Annotated in this window: 13 protein-coding genes; 1 reads left to right on the forward strand and 12 read right to left on the reverse strand. The window is 70.4% G+C overall.

Features of this window, described 5'->3' with window-relative positions:
- Positions 1-13 precede the first annotated feature (13 nt).
- The 12 genes from V7Z97_RS09425 to V7Z97_RS09480 form a co-directional block, all read right to left on the reverse strand.
- Positions 14-976 (reverse strand): type II secretion system F family protein, encoded by a 963-nt coding sequence (locus tag V7Z97_RS09425; RefSeq protein WP_334163017.1) that lies wholly within the window; start codon positions 974-976, stop codon positions 14-16.
- Entirely contained in the window at positions 973-1,935 is a 963-nt protein-coding gene (locus V7Z97_RS09430; protein ID WP_334163018.1) for a type II secretion system F family protein, read from the reverse strand. The genes V7Z97_RS09425 and V7Z97_RS09430 overlap by 4 nt, the downstream gene beginning before the upstream one ends.
- Positions 1,932-3,374, reverse strand: a complete 1,443-nt coding sequence (locus V7Z97_RS09435) for a CpaF family protein (protein WP_334163019.1) — start codon at positions 3,372-3,374, stop codon at positions 1,932-1,934. Before V7Z97_RS09435 ends, V7Z97_RS09430 begins: the two co-directional genes overlap by 4 nt.
- Positions 3,375-3,376: 2 nt before the next feature.
- Positions 3,377-4,594 (reverse strand): AAA family ATPase, encoded by a 1,218-nt coding sequence (locus tag V7Z97_RS09440; RefSeq protein ID WP_334163021.1) that lies wholly within the window; start codon positions 4,592-4,594, stop codon positions 3,377-3,379.
- A 2-nt stretch (positions 4,595-4,596) separates the two neighbouring features.
- On the reverse strand, positions 4,597-4,965 hold the full coding sequence (locus V7Z97_RS09445; protein ID WP_334163023.1) for a hypothetical protein: 369 nt from the start codon (positions 4,963-4,965) through the stop codon (positions 4,597-4,599).
- Between the two features lies 1 nt (position 4,966).
- On the reverse strand, positions 4,967-6,400 hold the full coding sequence (locus tag V7Z97_RS09450) for a type II and III secretion system protein family protein (protein ID WP_334163025.1): 1,434 nt from the start codon (positions 6,398-6,400) through the stop codon (positions 4,967-4,969).
- Positions 6,397-7,302: a Flp pilus assembly protein CpaB gene (gene cpaB / locus V7Z97_RS09455; protein WP_334163026.1), complete on the reverse strand. Its 906-nt coding sequence runs from the start codon at positions 7,300-7,302 to the stop codon at positions 6,397-6,399. The genes V7Z97_RS09450 and cpaB overlap by 4 nt, the downstream gene beginning before the upstream one ends.
- 15 nt (positions 7,303-7,317) lie before the next feature.
- The gene (locus tag V7Z97_RS09460) at positions 7,318-7,809 is read right to left on the reverse strand and encodes an A24 family peptidase (RefSeq protein WP_334163027.1); all 492 of its coding nucleotides are present in this window, start codon (positions 7,807-7,809) and stop codon (positions 7,318-7,320) included.
- A gap of 82 nt (positions 7,810-7,891) precedes the next feature.
- A complete protein-coding gene (locus tag V7Z97_RS09465) occupies positions 7,892-8,071 on the reverse strand; it encodes a Flp family type IVb pilin (RefSeq protein ID WP_334163028.1) in 180 nt (59 codons plus the stop codon).
- A 279-nt stretch (positions 8,072-8,350) separates the two neighbouring features.
- A complete protein-coding gene (locus V7Z97_RS09470) occupies positions 8,351-9,628 on the reverse strand; it encodes a pilus assembly protein TadG-related protein (RefSeq protein WP_334163030.1) in 1,278 nt (425 codons plus the stop codon).
- The gene (locus V7Z97_RS09475) at positions 9,625-10,008 is read right to left on the reverse strand and encodes a TadE/TadG family type IV pilus assembly protein (protein ID WP_334163031.1); all 384 of its coding nucleotides are present in this window, start codon (positions 10,006-10,008) and stop codon (positions 9,625-9,627) included. Before V7Z97_RS09475 ends, V7Z97_RS09470 begins: the two co-directional genes overlap by 4 nt.
- Positions 10,005-10,478: a TadE/TadG family type IV pilus assembly protein gene (locus V7Z97_RS09480; protein ID WP_334163032.1), complete on the reverse strand. Its 474-nt coding sequence runs from the start codon at positions 10,476-10,478 to the stop codon at positions 10,005-10,007. The genes V7Z97_RS09475 and V7Z97_RS09480 overlap by 4 nt, the downstream gene beginning before the upstream one ends.
- Before the next feature lie 543 nt (positions 10,479-11,021).
- On the opposite strand from V7Z97_RS09480, the gene V7Z97_RS09485 reads away from it, so the two are divergent.
- Positions 11,022-20,264, forward strand: a complete 9,243-nt coding sequence (locus V7Z97_RS09485; RefSeq protein ID WP_334163034.1) for a beta strand repeat-containing protein — start codon at positions 11,022-11,024, stop codon at positions 20,262-20,264.
- Positions 20,265-20,409 lie beyond the last annotated feature (145 nt).

Raw genomic sequence — 20,409 nt, forward strand, 5'->3', positions numbered from 1 at the left:
TTTCTTTTGGCCGTCAGTTCCAGTTGGTCTGCAGAGCCTGGATCACCGCGGGCCCGATCAGGACCACGAACAGCGGCGGCAGGATGAAGGTGATCATCGGCACCGTCAGCAGCGCGGGGAGCCGGGCGGCCTTCTCCTCGGCCTTCATCATCCGGGTGTCGCGGAACTCGGCGGCCAGGACGCGCAGCGCCTGGGCCAGGGGCGTGCCGTACTTCTCGGTCTGAGCCAGGGTGTTCACCAGTCCCCGCACCGAGGGCAGGGACACGCGCCGGGCGAGGTTCTGCAGGGCGTCGCGGCGGTTGGGCAGGAAGCCCAGTTCGATGGCGGTGAGGCCCAGTTCGTCGGCCAGCTCATGGGCGCTGGAGCCCAGCTCCCGGCTGACCCGGGTGATGGCTGCGTCCAAGCTGAGGCCGGCCTCGGCGCAGATCACGAACAGGTCGAGCGCGTCGGGCAGCGACTTCTGGATCTTCTGGTGGCGGCGGGTGACGGCGTTCTTCAGCAGGAGGGTGGGCAGGTAGGCGCCGCCGATCATCGCAGCGGCGGCGATCACCAGCCGCTGGGCGCCGGCGAGGTCCTCGCGCAGGGCCGGGGCGAGGACATAGGCGGTGAAGCCCACCAGCAGCGGGCTGACCAGCCGGATCGCCAGGAAGACGGTCACGGCGTCGGGCGAGCGCCAGCCGGCCTGGGCCAGCATGTCGGAGACGTTCCGGGCCTCCGCGCCGCGGTCCAGCTTCAGCTTCTCCAGCATGTTGCGGGCGAGCGTGATGGTGCGCTGGCGCGGCGCGCGCCGGGGCGACAGGCGCGCGGCGCGCAGCTCCTTGCGGCGCTTGGCGTGGCTGCGGGCCCGCACGGCCATCATGTCGCGCGGGGAAAGCGCCCGCATGACCGTCAGGATGGTCAGGAAGTTGGCCAGGCCCACCGCCAGGGCGACGATCAGGCCGGAGCGGCCGTCGAGGGCGAAGAGGTCGGGGCTCATATCTCGAACTGGGTCATCTTGCGCATGACGAAGCCGCCGACCGCCATGCTGGCGACGCCCGCACCCATCATCAGGCGTCCCAGGGGCTCGGTGACGAGCAGCATCATGTAGTCGCGGCTGGCCAGGTACATCAGCACGGCCATGACGAAGGGCAGGGCCCCGATGATCAGGGCGCTGGCGGTGGCCTCCGAAGCCATGGCCCTGATCTTCAGGCGCATCTGCTGGCGCCGCCGCAGGATGGTCTCGAGGTTCTCGAGCGTCTCGGCGAGGTTGCCGCCGGTTTCGCGCTGCACGGAGAGCGAGATGACCAGGAAGTTGAACTCCGGCAGGCCGAGGCGTCGCGCCGTCTGCCACATGGCGTCCTCCATCGGCTGGCCCAGGCGGACCTGGTCGGCGATCCGGCGGAATTCCGCTCCGACCGGGTCGGCGATCTCGCGCCCGACCACCCCGATGGTCTCGGTGACCGGCAGGCCGGCGCGCAGGCCGCGCACGATCAGGCCGATGGCTTCCGGGAAGTGCCTGAAGAAGCGGTTGCGCCGGCGGGCCATCAGCAAGCCCACGGCGACGTGGGGCAGCCACACGCCGCTGGCGATCCCCTCCAGGAGGGCGAGGAAGGGCGGCGCGCCGACGGCCGCGGCGAGGGCCGCGCCGACCAGCATCACCGCAACGCATGCGACCGCGTAGTGCGTGAAGGTGATCGGCAGTCCAGTGGACTCCAGCCGCAGGCGCAGGGCCGCGGGTCGGGGCAGGAGCCGCCGCACGATGCCGTCGAGGCGGGTCTCGGACCGCTGGCGCAGCGCCCGCTCCGCCTTGCGCTGGGCTTGGCCGGAGCCCGCGCCCAGCGCCCGGGCGCGCTTCACCAGCCGGCGGCTTCCGGCCTGGCCGAAGTCGAGCAGGGCCGTGGCCACCAGGGCGGCCGTGCCCAGCATCATCAGGATGAGCAGCGGCGGCGCCGTCATCCGATGGCGTCCAGCAGCATCCGGTCGAGCCCGAAGTACTCGGCGCGGCTGGTGAAGTGCGGCCGCAGGCCCGCGGACTCGAAGCGGCCCTTCAGCCGGCCGTCGGCCGCCTCGCCCTCGAAGCGGTAGGCGAACAGCTCCTGGGTGGTGATGATGTCGCCCTCCATCCCGACCACCTCGGTGATCGAGGTGATCCGGCGCAGGCCGTCGCGCATCCGGCTGATCTGCACGATCAGCTGCACGGCCGCCGCGATCTGGGTGCGCACCGAACGGGCCGGCAGGTTCACCCCCGACATGGCGACCATGTTCTCAAGCCGGGTGAGGGCCTCGCGCGGGCGGTTGGCGTGGATGGTGCCGAGGGAGCCGTCGTGGCCGGTGTTCATGGCCTGCAGCATGTCCAGCGCCTCGGGGCCGCGGATCTCGCCCAGGATGATCCGGTCGGGACGCATGCGCAGGGCGTTCTTCACCAGGTCGCGCATGGTGATCTCGCCGCGGCCCTCGAGGTTCGCGGGACGGGTCTCCAGGCGCACGACGTGCGGCTGCTGCAGCTGCAGCTCGGCGGCGTCCTCGATGGTCACCACCCGCTCGTCGGCGGCGATCATCTGGCTCATGGCGTTGAGCAGGGTGGTCTTGCCCGACCCGGTGCCGCCCGAGATCAGCACGTTGAGGCGGGCGCGCGAGGCGATCTTCAGCACGGTCGCCATCTCGGGGGACACATTGGCCTGGCGGGCCATCATGTCGAGGTCGATGCCCTTCTTGGAGAACTTCCGGATGGAGATCGATGCGCCGTCCAGGGCTAGCGGCGGGATGATGATGTTGACCCGGCTCCCGTCGGCCAGCCGGGCGTCCACCAGCGGCGTCGACTCGTCCACCCGGCGGCCCACCTGGCTGACGATGCGGCCGGCGACGGCCAGGACGTGGGCGTCATCGCGGAAGGCCGCGTCGGTGAGCACCAGCTTGCCGCGCTGCTCGACGTAGATCCGGCCCGGGCCGTTTACCATGATATCGGTGATGGTGTCGTCGGCCAGCAGGGGCTCCAGCGGCCCGAGACCCAGCATGTCGTCGAGGATCAGGTTCACCAGGTCGCGCTGCTCGCGCTGGTTCAGCTGGATCTTCAGCTCGCCCAGGATCTCGGTGACCGGCTCGGCCAGCTCGCGGCCCAGGGACTCGCGGTCCAGGCGGCTCGCCACCTCGCTGTCGATGCGTTCCAGGATGCGGCCCTGCACCTGGGTGGCGGCTTCGCGGATCTTGGCCGACGCGCCGGTCTCTGCGGCCGGCCGGGCCGCCTGGCCGGGACCGCGGTCGTTGGCGGCTGGCAGCGGCAGGGGCGGTGACAGCGTCGCCTCGCCGAAGCCGGCGGAGACGGACCGCGGCTCCGCGATCCCGCGCGGCGGTGCGTCGTTTTCGCCCTCGGGCGTGAGGCCTCGGCGTCCGAACATGGTCAGCGCCCCAGGATCCGCTTCATCCAGGAGGGCTTCTCCGCCGCCGGGGGCGCAGCCTCGCCGCCGGCCAGGCGGTCGGTGAGGCTGCGCAGCTCCGCGGCGAGCGGCGCGTTGCGCGCCGCCGCGACCAGGGGCTTCGCTTCCTGGGCGGCGGCCTCGGCGGCCTTGCCGTCGTGCGGCAGGAGGACCTGCAGGCCGGCGCCCAGTCCGCGCTCGAACTCCGGCTGCGGCACCTCGCCGGCGACCCCGCCGACCCGGTTGGCCACGACCAGCAGTTCGCCCTTGGCGCCGAGGGTCTTCAGGAGGGCGAGCAGGCGCTGGCTGTCGCGCATGCCGGCCAGAGTGAGGTCGGTGACCAGCACTACGGCGTCGGCGCGGGCGAGCACGTCGCGGGTCAGCCGGTCGGCCCGACGGGGGAGGTCGACGACGACCGCCTCGCAGCTCTCGGCCAGCGCGGTCATGAGGGTCTGCAGACCGGCCGGGCCGACCTGGAGGTCCTCCTCCAGCGGCTCCTCGGCTCCCAGGATGCGCAGGCCCTCGCTCTGGTGGACCATGGCCGAGCCGATCAGCAGGCCGTCGATGCGTTCCGGATTGGTGAGGATCTCGCGCAGCCCGCGGCCGGGCTCGAGGTCGAGGCTGAGGGCGGCGGCGCCGAACTGCATGTCGAGATCGAGGAGCACGGTGCGCTGGCGCCGCTCGTGGGCCAGGCCCCAGGCCAGCGAGACGGCCACGCTGGTGGCGCCCGCGCCGCCGCGGGCCCCGATCACGGCGATGATGCGGGCCGGGCGCGCGGGGGCGGGCTCGGCCGGCGCCTCGCGGCGCAGCGCCCGGTTCAGGGCCTCGGTGAGCACCTCGGCGGAGACCGGTTTCACCAGATAGTCGCTGACGCCCATCTGCATGAGGCGGCGGTAGAGGGCGATGTCGTTGATGCGGCCGATGGCCAGCACGCGGGTGTGCGGCTCGCAGACGTCGGCGAGGGCGTCCATGGCGGCGAGCGGGTCTTCGGCCTCGGCGATGTCGACCAGCAGGACCGCGGGCGCGGCGGCGCCGGCCAGGATCTCGCAGGCGGCGGCCACGCCGCCGTCACGGACGCGGGCGGCGGGCCAGCCGAACTGGGCCGCGGCCTGGCGGACGGTCTCGCGGGTGACCTCGTCGGCGACGGTGGCGAGGAAGGCGGGCGCCGGCTCGGGCCGGTCGGCCAGCAGGGGCAGGGCCATGCTCAGGAACCTCCGGTGGTGTCGCGCAGGATGAGGGCGGGCGCGGCCCCGGCCTCGCTGGCGGGCAGGGGCTTCTCCGTGCCCGTGCGGTGGCGGCGCGCCGCCTCGAATGCGGCGTCGCCCGAGGGCGGCGTCGGCGTCGCCGGACGGTGCAGCTCCTCGGGGTTCGCCAGCATGGCGCGCAGATTGGCCTCGGTGGCGCAGCCGAAGCCGGCCACCGGATCGGGACCGCCCCGGTCCGGCATGGAACGCTCGGCGCAGGCGCGGCCCTCCGACGGGTCAGGGCCCAGGGCGAAGTCGTGACGGTCGAGGCCCGGGCTCGCGCAGGCGCCGAGCGCCAGGAGGGCGGCGAGGGAAACGAGGCGGCGCATCTCAGCCCTCCCTGGCGGTAACGGCCGGCTCGGCCCTGGCCTGCGGCGCGGGTGTCGGCGGGGCGGCCGGCGGGGCGACCGCGGAGGTGCGGTCGGTGGGGGCGGCGAGGCGCTGGCTGACCGGCTTCACTAGGTAGGGCGTGACGATGATCACCAGCTCGGACTCGTTGCGCTGGAAGCGCTTGGAGCGGAACAGCTGGCCGAGGATCGGCACGTCGCCGGCCCCGGGCAGCTTCTTGAGGTCGCGGCTGACGTTGTTCTGCAACAGACCGGCGATGGCGAAGCTCTGGCCGCTGGCCAGGTCCACGGTGGTCTCGGCGCGGCGGGTGGTCAGCGCAGGGACCCGGATTCCGTTGATCGAGATCGCCCCGGCGTCGGAGAGCTGGCTGACCTCCGGGCGCACGTTCAGGCTGACCCGGCCGTTGTCGAGGATGGTGGCCACGAACTGGAGGCTGACGCCGAACTGCTTGTAGTCGATGGTGACCTGGTTGAGGCCCGAGGGCACGGGGATCGGATACTCGCCGCCGGCCAGGAAGCTCGCCGGCTCGCCGGAGACCGCCGTGAGGTTGGGTTCGGCGAGGACCGTGACCAGGTTCTTCTGCTCCATGGCCTCGATCAGCACGTTCACGTTCGTGCCGGCGTCGGAATAGCCGCCAAAGATCGCGCCGGCGCCGCCGGGCGGGCGGATGATGTTCGTGCCGCCGCCCAGGCCGCCGCCGGGGTTCTGGCCGCCGCCTCCGCCGCCGTTTCCGCCGCCGTCCTGGGTGATGGTCTGCAGGATGTCGGCGCCGGTGGCCCAGCCCAGCACCCCCTTCGGCCCGATGTTGGTCAGGCTCTCCCAGTTGAAGCCGAGCTGCTGGGTGGCGTCGCGCGAGACCTCGGCGATCTTGACCCGCAGGTTGATCTGGTTCGGCGCATCGACGGTGAGCCGGTTGATGATCCGGCCGGCTGCATCCTTCTCCTCACCCTGCACGAACAGGGCAGCGAGGCGCAGCACGTCCTCGCCCTCGGCCGGGGAGCTCACCTTGCCGGTGAGGATCAGGGCGCCGTTGGCGCTGGCGACCTGCACCTGGGCGCCCGGGGCCTGGTCGCGGATCATGGCGCCCAGCCGGCCCTCGTCGAAGCCGACGTTGACCGAGAGGTTGGCGATCATCTGCTCGCGGACGTCCAGCGCATAGAAGCTCGTCGCGCCGGGCGCCTTGCCGATGGCGTAGACGAGGGTCGGGGACTTGACCTGGACGTCGGCGATCTTCGGGTCGGCGATGAACACCGTGGCGGCGGGGCGCGACAGGCGGATCAGGCGGCCCTTGCCGACCTCGAGGGCGAGCTCGCTCTCCCCGCCCGCGACCACCTCAGCGGCGGCGTGGGCCGGGGCGGGCGCCTGGGCGACGACGGCGAAGGCGGCGAGCGCGAGCGCGGCGGCGGCGGTTTTCATGGGGTCACTCCCGGCGTGGAGGCAGCGCCCACGGTGAAGGTTTCGGTTCCGCGGAAGACCTGCACCCCGGCGGCGGGCGTCGCGCGCGGCTTCGGCGCGGCGCGCACCGGCGCGGCGGCGCGCGCCAGGGCGCTCTGCGTCGCGTCGTGGTCGAGGGTGCGGGTGACGACGCGCGCCTCGGACACCGGAGCGTCGGCGGCGCCCAGGCTGCGCAGGCTGAGGCTCAGTTTGCCGAGCTCCGCGGCGACGGCGATCACCTCCGCCCCCTTGGGGGTGACCTCGAGGGTGGCGGTCTGGGGCACGAGGACATCCTTCTTGCCGTCCAGGCCGCGCTGGTCGACGGCGACCACCCGGATGTCCTTCAGAACGGTCTCGCTCACGAAGCGGCGCTGGCTCCCGGAGCTGTCCAGCGGCCGGCTGAGGATCAGGTCCACATGGTCGCCCGGCATGGCGAACCCGGCGACGCCGGCGGCGGCGTTCACATTGACGGTCACGGCCCGGTAGCCGGGCTGCAGGACCGCGGCCAGGAAGCTGCGGTCGCCCAGCTTCACCACCCGGTGGACATTGAGGGGCTCGCCGGCCGCCACGCCGTTGCGGATCACCGCGCCGGTCAGGTCGTCGATCCGGGCGCTGGACTGGGTGAAGTAGTCCTGGACCGGCGCGTCCGCCGGCCAGCTCTGCCACCGGAGGTTCTCCGGCTTGAGCAGGGAGCCGGCCGGCAGTTCGCTCGCGGCCACCAGCACGCGGGTCGCAGGCGCCTGCGCCGCAGGCGCGGCCTTGGCGCGAGCCTCCGCGGCGGCCTCGCGCACCGCGCCCTGCAGCCACTGCTGGGTCAGCACCACGGTGCCGCCGGACATGAGCAGCGCCAGGCTGAGGAACTTGAGGCGGCGGGCGGACAGCAAGGCGGGTCGGACTCCCTAGGCGAGGGTTGCGAACTGCAGGACGACGACCCAGAGGCCGCCGGCCGCCAGCGCGACGCCGAACGGCATCGGCTGGCGAAGGCCCTCGGCCGGGCCCTCCGCGGCCTGCGGCATCAGGCGGCGGAGCGGCGTGAGCATGAGCCCGGCGAGGGCGGCCCCGGCGACAGAGGTCACCAGGGCGAAATCGGAGATGTGCGCGGGGCCGGCCCAGAGCGCGATGACCGCCGCGAGCTTGACGTCGCCCCCGCCCGTCCAGCCGCGCCAGAAGAGCAGAGCGCCGGCCGCCAGCGCGGCCAGGCCCGTGGCGAGGCCCGCCAGCCAGGCGCCGAACGGCGTCCCCATGGCGGCGACCGCGTAGGCCACGGCGATGATGACGGGGATGCGGTTGGGGATCAGGTAACGGCGCACGTCGCTCGCCGCCGCCCAGACCAGCGCCGCCAGGGTGGTCGAGAGTCCTGCGATCACCGGCACGTCGTGAAGGGTGATCATGGGGTCTTCGGCCTCGGGTTACGCGAACTGAAAGACCAGGAGGTCCGGCGCGCCGGAGCGGGCCGGACCTCCCGGGACTGACTTACTCCGTGCCGGCGGCGGCGACGTCCGTACCGACCTGATCGAACTTGCCCTTCACGGCGTCCTTGACGCCGCCCAGCGAGGTCACCAGAGCGAGCGCTATGAAGGCCGCGATGAGGCCGTATTCGATCGCCGTGGCGCCCTTGCGGTCACCGGCGAGGTTCTTCAGCAGCTTGGTCATGTGGATAAGCCCCTTGCTCTCGATAGCTCCGGGGGCATGTGTCTATGCTTCCGCCCCTTCGGATGAGAGGAAGTTAAAACCTGCGTTAACCAATCGCAATGGTTGTAATCTGCGACAAAAGCTCGCCCGTCGCACCAAAATGGGTCGCAATAACGCCTTAGCGGATATCCATTATTATGCGGAATAGCCAATTGGCCCTCAGGCGGGCACCAAAATGCCGCATAAAGCTTTGCCATGACATGATACACGTAGCAGCGGCGTGCGAGTTCCTGGCTAAGCTTACTCCACCAGCTCCGTGCGCGAGCCGCCCGGTCCGCGAAGGGGCATGCCGGCGCAATCCATGGCCAGCCGCGCGGCGCCGTTGAAGGTGATGCGGTTGGCGATCAGCTGGGTGCAACCTCCGCTGGTGACGTCCGTGCCGCCATTGAAGATCACGGCCTGGCTGGGGAAGTAGAGCGCGCCGCGGAAACGGGCCCGCGAACCGCCGTTGAATATGTTCGAGCCGCTGCCTGCGCGACCGTCCTGGTAGAACAGGATCCCCCCCATCGGCCCCGAGCTCGGGGCGCTCAGCTCGATGTCCGCGGACGCGCCGTTGACCGTCACGCTGGGGATTGGGCCCGTGCCCCGGTTGGTCATGACGAAGGTGACGCCGTCGCCCCTGACCACGACGTTGCCGTTGAAGATCAGCGGACCTTCGACGACGTAGATCCCCGGGTTGAAGGTGACCGTCTGCAGGGTCTGCACGGTGAGGCCGGTGCAGTAGACCACGATCGGTTTGCGCTGCGGGTTCAGCGTCTGGCCGCTGGTGATGATGTGCGGCGTCTCGCAGGGGAGGTGGGCGTAGGCGGGCACGCCCACGTCGCGGTAGGGGTCGGCGACCGTCGGGACGCCGGTGTTCACCGGGCCGGTGATGACCCCGGGACCGTTCCGCAACAGCTGGCCCACCAGCTCGACGCTCTTGGCGTCCACCGTGGACGGGCCGTTCGCGGTCATCGAGCGGTTGCTCGCGGAGTTGGAATAGACCGAACAGCCGGCCGCGGTCACGGTCACCCCGCCGTTGATCAGGATGGCGTCCCCCACGCTGGGGTTCAGCGCGATGATGCAGCCGTCGCCGGCGGAGCCCGCCACCGCCACGGCGCGGGCGCGGACCACGCCCTCCTCGGCGCCCAGGAAGGCCGCGAAGAAGCGTTTCATCGGCCGGGTGACGATCACCTCCACGGCCTGCGGGTTGGCGGCGTAGGCGCCGCGGGAGGCGGGGCTGTTGACCTCGACCGTGACGCCGTCCTCGCCATGGACCATGCCGTAGCGGTCGGCGACCGCGCGGGCCTGCAGCGCCACGTTCGGGTCGCCGCCCATGGCGGCCGCCGCGCCGCTGAAGGCGGCGGAGTCGGCGGCGTTCTGCGCGGCCCGGCGGGCGTTGTAGGCGGCGCCCACATCCACCCCCAGGCCGACGAAGCCCAGGCCCACCACCATCAGCAGGCCGGTGGTGATCGCCGTTGCGCCGGCGCGATCGGCGCGCAGAGCCCGGCCAACGGCAAGGAGACCTCCCAGCCTCATCGCCGGCAGGTCCTGGCGCGGATGGTGGGACCGGCCGGCGCCAGCGCGCGCAGCAGGAACCGGTATTGGAGGTCGGCCTGCACCTCCCACCCGCAACCGGCTTCGACGGCGGTGAAGGTGGCCGGCGGCACGGCGAGCGGCGAGGCCCGGCGGACGGCGTAGGCCCGGATGTCGGCCGGGGTCCCGCAGACGCCCGGGCGCACGGCGGCGCAGCGGGCCGCCTCCTGCACGGCGTAGGTGAGGGCCGACTGGGTCCAGGCCATCCGGCCGAGCTCCATGGTTCCCATCAGGACGAGGAGCAGCACCGGCAGGATCAGGCTCGCTTCCACGGCGGTCGCGCCCGAGCGGTCGCGCGCCAGGCTCCGGCGTGGTCGGCTCATCGCACGCGCACCATGGCCTGCGCCCGCAGCTCCGCCGGCAGGGCGATCCTGGGCCAGGGCATCAGCGGCCGGAACGCGGCCCGCGCGCGGACGGTGACGAACTCGCCGGCCGTGCGGCCGGACGGGCAGGTCCCCCGGGGCTGGCTAGGGGCGATGGTGCGGTCGGGCCCCACGCAGCCCCAGGTCTGCGTCGGCGCGGGGGAGCCGCTGACGTCGAGCGGCGTGGCGTCGCGGACCGCGGCCCGGATGGCGGCGGCGTCGTAGTCGCGCGCCAGCGCATAATCGGCGCCGGCCTGGGCGGCGGCGCGGATCTGCATGCTCTGGATGACCAGGCGCGACATGTCGACGAGGCCCGCGAGAATCAGCAGCAGGAGGGGTGCGAGAAGGGCAAGCTCCACGGCGAGCGCGCCGCGGCGGTCGCAGGCGAGCTTCCGAAGGTCCTGGAGGCAGGCGGTCCGGTCTAAAGACAACTCAAGTATTTCCCCAACCCGGAGAAGACCTGAACGTCCCAGGCCCGGCGCCGCCGTGGCCGGCGCGCGACGAAGCGGGTAGCGCAACGCTTGGAGTGTGAGAGGACTGCAAGTTGTCGCAGTCGCCAAGACAAGCCCGGCAGGCTTTACTGTATAATGCCATCTCTGCCCGGACATAAGACGTCGCGGCAAGCTTCACCTTGAAGCATCAAATACCCGTGGCGGCTTATGTTTGAGCTTTGCCATTGCTTTCGGTGCTCGGAAGTGATCGCCCGAAGGGCATGGCGCGGGAATGCAGAACTTCCGCCCCTGCGGCAACGCGCCACAGCTAGTGAACCGGCGGACTCCAGGCGCGAAGACTGACTGCGTCCTTCAGCCCCACACTAGGCGGCGCCGCCCCCCTTCACACGACTCAGTGTAACGAATTTGAAAGGGACTCCTGATGTGCGTACCGGGTGCGAAAAGCACCAATCGACTAGCGTTTCTCTTCGTATTTCTCGTTTGACCGGCCGATTGGGCGTCTGAACTGGACAGGGTGGAATAATGGGTATCTCAAACCTCACGGCCGCCCAGATCAGCGCGCTGTCGGTCACGACGATCCAGAGCCTCTCGACCACCGACATCAAGTCGCTGAGCGCAACGCAGCTCGGGGCCATCAACACCAGCGGCATCGCGGTCCTGGATGCGACGCAGGTCGGCGCGATCACCGCGACCCAGGTGAAAGGCCTCACCGCCACCCAGATCCCCTACCTGCAGACCTCGATCGTCTTCGACACCACCCAGCTCGTGGTGTTCAACGGTCAGCAGCTCAACGCCTTCACCACCACCCAGCTCGGCGCCCTCGACGTCACCCACATCGGCGTCCTGTCCTCGACCCAGCTCTCCGGACTGTCGGCCACCAACCTGTCGGTGCTGGACGAGACTCAGATCGGCGCGCTCACCACGACCCAGGTGAAGGGGCTCACCTCCACCCAGCTCGCGGCGCTGACCGAGACCGACATCGGCGAACTCAGCAAGACGCAGATCGGCGTCTTCAGCACGACCCAGCTCGGCGCGCTCACCACCACCAACTTGGCGCTGCTCACCGAGACCCAGCTCGGCGGGCTCTCGGCCACCCAGCTCGGCGGCCTGTCGGCGACCAAGTTCGCCGCCTTCGACGGCACCCAGGTCGGCACGTTCACCACGACCCAGATCGCGGGTCTGACGGCCACCCAGCTGCGTTCCATGGCGGCCGCGGACTTCGACGAGCTGACCTCGACCCAGATCGGCGCCTTTTCCTCCACCCAGCTCGGGGCGCTTTCGGCCACCAACCTGTCCAGCCTGGACGAGACGGAAGTCGCCGCGCTCACCACCACCCAGCTGGCCGGGCTCACCGCCACCCAGATCAGGGGCTTCAGCGCGACCGACGTGGGCGAGCTGACGACCACCCAGATCGCCGCGTTGAAGACCACCCAGCTGCAGGCGCTCAGCGCGACCAACATCTCGGTTCTGACCGAGACCCAGGCCGCGGCGCTCACCTCCACCCAGCTCGGCGCCCTGACGGCGACGCAGGTGAAGGGCCTCAACGAGACCGACATCGGCGAACTCGCCACCACCCAGCTTTCGGGTCTCACCAAGACCCAGATCGGCGCCCTGACCACCACCGCGCTCGGCGCCTTCTCCGAGACCCAGATGGGCGCGCTGACCGCGACCCAGGTCGCGGGGCTGACCAGCACCCAGCTGAAGGAACTCACCGAGACCGCCGTCGGCGTCCTGGGCACGACCCAGCTCGCGGCGCTCGCCTCGACGCAACTGGCGGCGCTCACCGCCACGAATCTGTCCGCCCTGACCTCGACCCAGATGAGCGCCCTCTCGGCGACGCAGCTGAAGGGCCTGACCGCGACGCAGATGAAGGGTCTCTCTGAGACCGACATCGCGGAGTTCTCGACCACCCAGATCGCCGCCCTGTCGGCGACCCAGCTCGGCGGCCTGACCGCCACCAACTTCTCTGCCCTCGACTCCACGCAGATGGGCGCCCTGACCACCACCCAGATGCGCGGCCTGTCGCTGACGCAGATGGGCGGGCTCACCGAGACCGACGTGGGCGAGCTGTCGTCCACCCAGCTGGGCGCCCTGACCGCGGCCCAGCTGAACGCCCTGTCCACCACGGGCATGGCGGTGCTGACCGAGACCCAGCTCGGCGGGCTCACCTCCACCCAGATCGGCGGCCTGTCGACCACCAACCTGTCGGCTCTCGACGGCACCCAGATGGGCGCTCTGACGACGACCCAGGTGAAGGGGCTGACGGCGACGCACCTGCGCTCGCTCAACGAGACCGACTTCGGCGAGCTGACCTCCACCCAGCTCGGGGCGTTCAGCTCCACCCAGCTCGGCGCGCTGACGTTCACCAACGTCTCGGCGATGGACGAGACGAAGGTCCAGGCGCTCACCTCGACCCAGCTCGCGGGCCTGACGACGACCCAGCTCAAGGGCCTCAACGAGACCGATATCGCCGAGTTCTCGTCGACCCAGATCGGGCTCCTGAAGACCACCCAGCTGAACGCCCTGACCACGACGGCCCTGACCGCACTCAGCACGACCCAGCTGTCGGCCCTGTCCTCGACCCAGATCTCGGCCCTGGCGACGACGGGCCTGGCGGCGCTGGACGAGACCCAGATCAGCTCGCTGAACACCACCCAGGTCGCGGGCCTGACCGCGACCCAGCTGAAGTCGCTCAGCACCACCGACTTCGGCGAGCTGACCTCCACCCAGATCGGCGCGTTCAACAAGACGCAGCTGAGCGCGCTCTCCGCCACGAATCTGTCCAGCCTGGACGAGACCGAGTTCGCGGCCCTCGACGCCACCCAGCTCAGCGGCCTGACGACGAGCCAGCTCGCCGGTCTCAACGAGACCGACATCGCCGAATTCACGACGACCCAGATCGGCGCGCTGACGTCCACCCAGCTGAAGGCGCTGTCGAGCACCAACTTCTCGGCCCTGACCGAGACCCAGATGGGCTCGCTGAGCTCGACCCAGCTCGCCGCGCTGACGGCGACCCAGATCCGCGGTTTCAGCGCCACGGACATCGCCGAGCTCAGCACCACCCAGCTCTCCGGCCTGACCTCGACCCAGGTCGGAGCGCTGACCACGACCGCCCTGTCCGCGCTCGACGCGACCCAGATGGGCTCGCTGAGCGCCACCCAGGTGAAGGGGCTGACCGCCACCCAGCTCCGCAGCCTCGAGACCACCGACATCGCCGAGCTGACCACGACCCAGCTGTCGGCGCTGGCCTCGACCCAGGTCGCCGGCCTCGGCGTGACCAACTTCATGGCGCTGGACGCGACCCAGGTCGCCGCGCTGAGCGCCACGCAGATCAAGGGCCTGTCGCTCACCCAGCTGAAGGCGCTTGAGACCACGGATATCGCTGAGCTCTCGGCCACCCAGATCAGCGCCCTCGGCTCCACCCAGCTCGGGGCCCTGACGGCGACGGCGCTGTCGGCGCTGGACGAGACCCAGATGGCGGTCCTGTCCTCGACCCAGGTGAAGGGGCTGACGAAGACCCAGCTCGCCGAGCTGACGACCACCGACATCGCGGAATTCTCGTCGACCCAGCTGTCGGCGTTCACCAGCACCCAGCTCGGCGGCCTGACGACCACCAGCGTCGCGGCGCTGAGCACCACCCAGCTCGCCGGCCTGACCTCGACCCAGGTCGGCCAGCTCTCGGCCACCAACCTGTCGGCGCTCGACGCCACCCAGATGTCGTCGCTGAGCGAGACCCAGGTGAAGGGCCTGACGGCGACCCAGCTGCGGACGATCTCGACCACCGACTTCGCCGAGCTGACCACGACCCAGCTCGGCTCCCTGACCTCGACGCAACTTGGGGCGCTCTCGTCCACCAACCTGTCGGCCCTCGACGCCACCCAGGTGGAGGCGCTCAGCACCACCCAGCTCAAGGGTCTGACGGCGACCCAGATGAAGGGGCTGACCGAGACCGACGTGGGCGAGCTTTCCGAGACGCAGATCGCCAGCCTCTCGGGCACCCAGCTCTCGAACCTGACCTCCACCGCGGTCTCGGCCCTCACCGAGACCCAGGTCGGCTCGCTCTCCGCCACCCAGGTGAAGGCGCTGACGGCGACCCAGCTGAAGGGCCTGAACGAGACCGATATCGCCGAGCTTTCCGAGACCCAGCTTGGCGCCATGACTCCGACCCAGCTCGGGGCGCTCACCGCGACGGCGCTGTCGGCGCTGGACGAGACCCAGATGGCGGCGCTGTCCTCGACCCAGGTGAAGGGGCTGACGAAGACCCAGCTCGCCGAGCTGACGACCACCGACATCGCGGAATTCTCGTCGACCCAGCTGTCGGCGTTCACCAGCACCCAGCTCGGCGGCCTGACGACCACCAGCGTCGCGGCGCTGAGCACCACCCAGCTCGCCGGCCTGACCTCGACCCAGGTCGGCCAGCTCTCGGCCACCAACCTGTCGGCGCTCGACGCCACCCAGATGTCGTCGCTGAGCGAGACCCAGGTGAAGGGTCTGACCGCGACCCAGCTGCGGACGATCTCGACCACGGACTTCGCCGAACTGACCACCACCCAGCTCGGCTCGCTGACCTCGACCCAGATCGGCGCGCTTTCGGCCACCAACGTCTCGGCCATGGACGAGACCCAGATGGCGGCGCTCACTGAGACGCAGCTGAAGGGGCTGACGGCCACCCAGATGCGGGGCCTCAACGAGACCGACGTGGGCGAACTCTCCGAGACGCAGGTCGGCCAGCTGAGCGCCACCCAGCTCTCGAACCTGACCTCCACGTCGCTGTCGGCGCTCTCCGAGACCCAGGTCGGCTCGCTCTCGACGACGCAGGTGAAGGGCCTCACGGCGACCCAGCTGAAGGGCCTCACCGAGACCGACATCGCCGAACTTTCCGAGACCCAGGTTGGGGTGATGACCTCGACCCAGCTGGGCGCCCTGACGGCCACCGCCCTGTCGGCGCTGGACGAGACCCAGATGGCGGCGCTCACCTCGACGCAGGTGAAGGGTCTCACGAAGACCCAGCTCGCCGAGCTGACGACCACCGACATCGCGGAATTCTCGTCGACCCAGCTGTCGGCGTTCACCAGCACCCAGCTCGGCGGCCTGACGACCACCAGCGTCGCGGCGCTGAGCACCACCCAGCTCGCCGGCCTGACCTCGACCCAGGTCGGCCAGCTCTCGGCCACCAACCTGTCGGCGCTCGACGCCACCCAGATGTCGTCGCTGAGCGAGACCCAGGTGAAGGGTCTGACCGCGACCCAGCTGCGGACGATCTCGACCACGGACTTCGCCGAACTGACCACCACCCAGCTCGGCTCGCTGACCTCCACGCAGATCGGCGCGCTCTCCTCGACGAACGTCTCGGCCATGGATGCGACGCAGATGGCGGCGCTCACCGAGACCCAGCTGAAGGGCCTGACGGCCACTCAGATGAAGGGGCTGAACGAGACCGACGTGGGCGAACTCTCCGAGACCCAGGTCGGCCAGCTGAGCGCCACCCAGCTCTCGAACCTGACCTCCACGTCGCTGTCGGCGCTCTCCGAGACCCAGGTCGGCTCGCTCTCGACGACGCAGGTGAAGGGCCTCACGGCGACCCAGCTGAAGGGCCTCACCGAGACCGACATCGCCGAACTTTCCGAGACCCAGGTTGGGGTGATGACCTCGACCCAGCTGGGCGCCCTGACGGCCACCGCCCTGTCGGCGCTGGACGAGACCCAGATGGCGGCGCTCACCTCGACGCAGGTGAAGGGTCTCACGAAGACCCAGCTCGCCGAGCTGACGACCACCGACATCGCGGAATTCTCGTCGACCCAGCTGTCGGCGTTCACCAGCACCCAGCTCGGCGGCCTGACGACCACCAGCGTCGCGGCGCTGAGCACCACCCAGCTCGCCGGCCTGACCTCGACCCAGGTCGGCCAGCTCTCGGCCACCAACCTGTCGGCGCTCGACGCCACCCAGATGTCGTCGCTGAGCGAGACCCAGGTGAAGGGTCTGACCGCGACCCAGCTGCGGACGATCTCGACCACGGACTTCGCCGAACTGACCACCACCCAGCTCGGCTCGCTGACCTCGACCCAGATCGGCGCGCTTTCGGCCACCAACGTCTCGGCCATGGACGAGACCCAGATGGCGGCTCTGACCGAGACGCAGCTGAAGGGCCTGACGGCCACCCAGATGCGCGGCCTCAACGAGACCGACGTGGGCGAACTGACCGAGACCCAGATCGGCCAGCTGAGCGGGACCCAGATCTCCAACCTGGTGGCGACCAGCCTCTCGGCGCTCGACGAGACTCAGGTGGCGTCGCTCTCCACCACCCAGGTGAAGGCGCTCACGGCGACCCAACTGAAGGGCCTCAACGAGACCGACATCGCCGAGCTTTCCGAGACCCAGCTCGGCGCCATGACTTCGACCCAGCTCGGAGCCCTGACAGCGACGGCGCTGTCGGCGCTGGACGAGACCCAGATGGCGGCGCTGTCCTCCACCCAGGTGAAGGGGCTCACCTCCACCCAGCTGAAGGATCTGACGACCACCGACATCGGCGAGTTCTCGTCGACCCAGCTCTCCGCCTTCAGCGCCACCCAGCTTGGCGCGCTCTCCACAACCAATGTGGCGGCGCTGAGCACCACCCAGCTTTCGGGCCTGACCTCGACCCAGGTCGGCGGCCTCTCGGCGACCAACCTCTCGGCGCTCGACGAGACCCAGATCGGCTCGCTGAACGAGACGCAGGTGAAGGGGCTCACGGCCACCCAGCTGCGGAGCCTCAACGAGACCGACTTCGCTGAGCTGACTTCGACGCAGATCGCCGCCCTGAGCGCCACCCAGATCGGCGCGCTGTCGGCGACCAACCTCTCGTCCATGGACGAGACCAAGACCGCGGCCCTGACCGAGACGCAGCTGAAGGGCCTGACGGCCACCCAGATGCGCGGCCTCAACGAGACCGACGTCGGGGAACTGACCGAGACCCAGATCGGCCAGCTGAGCGGGACCCAGCTCTCCAACCTGGCCACGACCAGCCTCTCGGCTCTTGACGAGACCCAGGTTGGCCAGCTTTCGGCGACCCAGCTGAAGGCGCTGACCGCCACCCAGCTGCGCGGCCTCAACGAGACCGATATGGGTGAGCTGTCGGAGACCCAGCTCGGGGCCCTGACGGCCACCCAGCTCGGGGCCCTGACGGCCACGGCGCTGTCGGCCCTCGACGGGACCCAGATGGCGGCGCTGACGTCGACCCAGCTGAAGGGCCTGACGACGACCCAGATCGCCGGCCTCAACGAGACCGACGTGGGCGAACTGGCCTCGACCCAGCTGGCGGCCCTGGCCACCACCCAGCTCGGGGCCTTCTCGACCACCAACATCACCGCGCTGAGCACCACCCAGCTCTCGGGCCTGACCTCGACCCAGGTCGGCGGCCTCTCGGCCACCAACCTTGCGGCGCTCGACGCCACCCAGATGAGCTCGCTGACCGAGACCCAGGTGAAGGGCCTCACGGCGACCCAGCTGCGCGGCATGTCGACCACCGACTTCGCGGAGCTGACCACCACCCAGATCAGCCAGCTCTCAGCCACCCAGATCGGGGCGCTCTCGGCCACCAACCTCTCGGGGATGGACGAGACCCAGATGGGCGCCCTGACGGAGACCCAGCTGAAGGGCCTGACGACGACCCAGATCGCCGGCCTCACCGAGACCGACGTGGGCGACCTGTCGGAAACCCAGATCGGTCAGCTCGCCGGGACGCAGCTCGCGGCCATGACCTCGACCAGCCTCTCGGCGCTGGACGAGACCCAGGTCGGCCAGCTCTCCACCACCCAGGTGAAGGCGCTGACGGCGACCCAGCTGCGGGGCCTGAACGAGACGGACATCTCGGAACTCTCCGAGACCCAGATCGGCGCCCTGACCGCGACCCAGCTCGGCGCGCTCACCTCGACGGCGGTCTCCGCCCTCGACGGGACGCAGGTGTCGGCGCTGACGTCGACCCAGCTGAAGGGCCTGACCACGACCCAGATCGCCGGCCTCAACGAGACCGACGTGGGCGAACTGGCCTCGACCCAGCTGGCGGCCCTGGCCACCACCCAGCTCGGGGCCTTCTCGACCACCAACATCACCGCGCTGAGCACCACCCAGCTCTCGGGCCTGACCTCGACCCAGGTCGGCGGCCTCTCGGCCACCAACCTTGCGGCGCTCGACGCCACCCAGATGAGCTCGCTGACCGAGACCCAGGTGAAGGGCCTCACGGCGACCCAGCTGCGCGGCATGTCGACCACCGACTTCGCGGAGCTGACCACCACCCAGATCAGCCAGCTCTCAGCCACCCAGATCGGGGCGCTCTCGGCCACCAACCTCTCGGGGATGGACGAGACCCAGATGGGCGCCCTGACGGAGACCCAGCTGAAGGGCCTGACGACGACCCAGATCGCCGGCCTCACCGAGACCGACGTGGGCGACCTGTCGGAAACCCAGATCGGTCAGCTCGCCGGGACGCAGCTCGCGGCCATGACCTCGACCAGCCTCTCGGCGCTGGACGAGACCCAGGTCGGCCAGCTCTCCACCACCCAGGTGAAGGCGCTGACGGCGACCCAGCTGCGGGGCCTGAACGAGACGGACATCTCGGAACTCTCCGAGACCCAGATCGGCGCCCTGACCGCGACCCAGCTCGGCGCGCTCACCTCGACGGCGGTCTCCGCCCTCGACGGGACGCAGGTGTCGGCGCTGACGTCGACCCAGCTGAAGGGCCTGACCACGACCCAGATCGCCGGTCTCAACGAGACCGACGTGGGCGAACTGGCCTCGACCCAGCTCGCGGCGCTGACCACCACCCAGCTCGGGGCGCTGTCGACCACCAACATGGTGGCCCTGACGACCACCCAGCTCTCGGGCCTGGCCTCGACCCAGGTCGGCGGCCTCTCGGCGACCAACCTCTCGGCGCTCGACGAGACCCAGATCGGCTCGCTGAGCGAGACGCAGGTGAAGGGCCTCACGGCCACCCAGCTGCGGAGCCTCAACGAGACCGACTTCGCTGAGCTGACGACCACGCAGATCGGGGCGCTCAGCGCGACGCAGGTGGGGGCCATCTCGGCGACCAACCTGTCGGCGATGGACGAGACCAAGACTTCCGGCCTGACCACCACCCAGCTGGCGGGCATGACGGTCACCCAGCTCCGCGGCCTCTCGACCACGGACATGGCGGAGATCACCGAGACCCAGATCGGCGCGCTGACGGCCACCCAGCTCGGGGCGCTGTCGGCGACCAACTTCTCGGAGCTCTCCGAGACCCAGATGGACGTGCTGAGCTCGACCCAGCTGAAGGGCCTGACCACGACCCAGCTCAAGGGCCTCACCGAGACCGACATCGGCGAGCTGAGCTCGACCCAGGTCAGCTACCTCTCGGCGACCCAACTGGGCGCGCTGGCGGCGCTCACCCTGATGGCCATGGACGAGACCCAGATGCAGGCGCTCTCCACGACCCAGCTGAAGGGCCTCACGGCCACCCAGCTGCGGAGCCTGGAGGTCACCGATATCGGGGAGCTGAGCACCACCCAGCTCGGCTCGCTGCTCTCCACCCAGCTGGGCGCGCTCTCGACGACGGTGATCGGCGCCCTGACCGAAACCCAGGTCCAGGCGCTCACCACGACCCAGATCCCGGGCCTGACGGTCACCCAGATCGACGAGCTGACCACGACCAACATGTCGGCCATGACCTCGACGCAGCTCTCGGCCTTCACGGTCACCCAGGTGCAGTCGATGTCCGCCGAGCAGGTCGACATCTACGTGATGAACACCTGACGCTGATCAGGACGCCGGCGGCGGGACCCCTCCCGCGGCCGGCGTCTCGTGGCCTCTGCGCGAGGTGCGGCGTGATGGCGCTGCGGGCTGGAAACCGCCGCTCGTCGATTGGTGCGACTCCGGCCCCATGCCATCCTTTTGCTGA

It is taken from the genome of Phenylobacterium sp. (assembly GCF_036821595.1).
GTDB lineage: Bacteria > Pseudomonadota > Alphaproteobacteria > Caulobacterales > Caulobacteraceae > Phenylobacterium.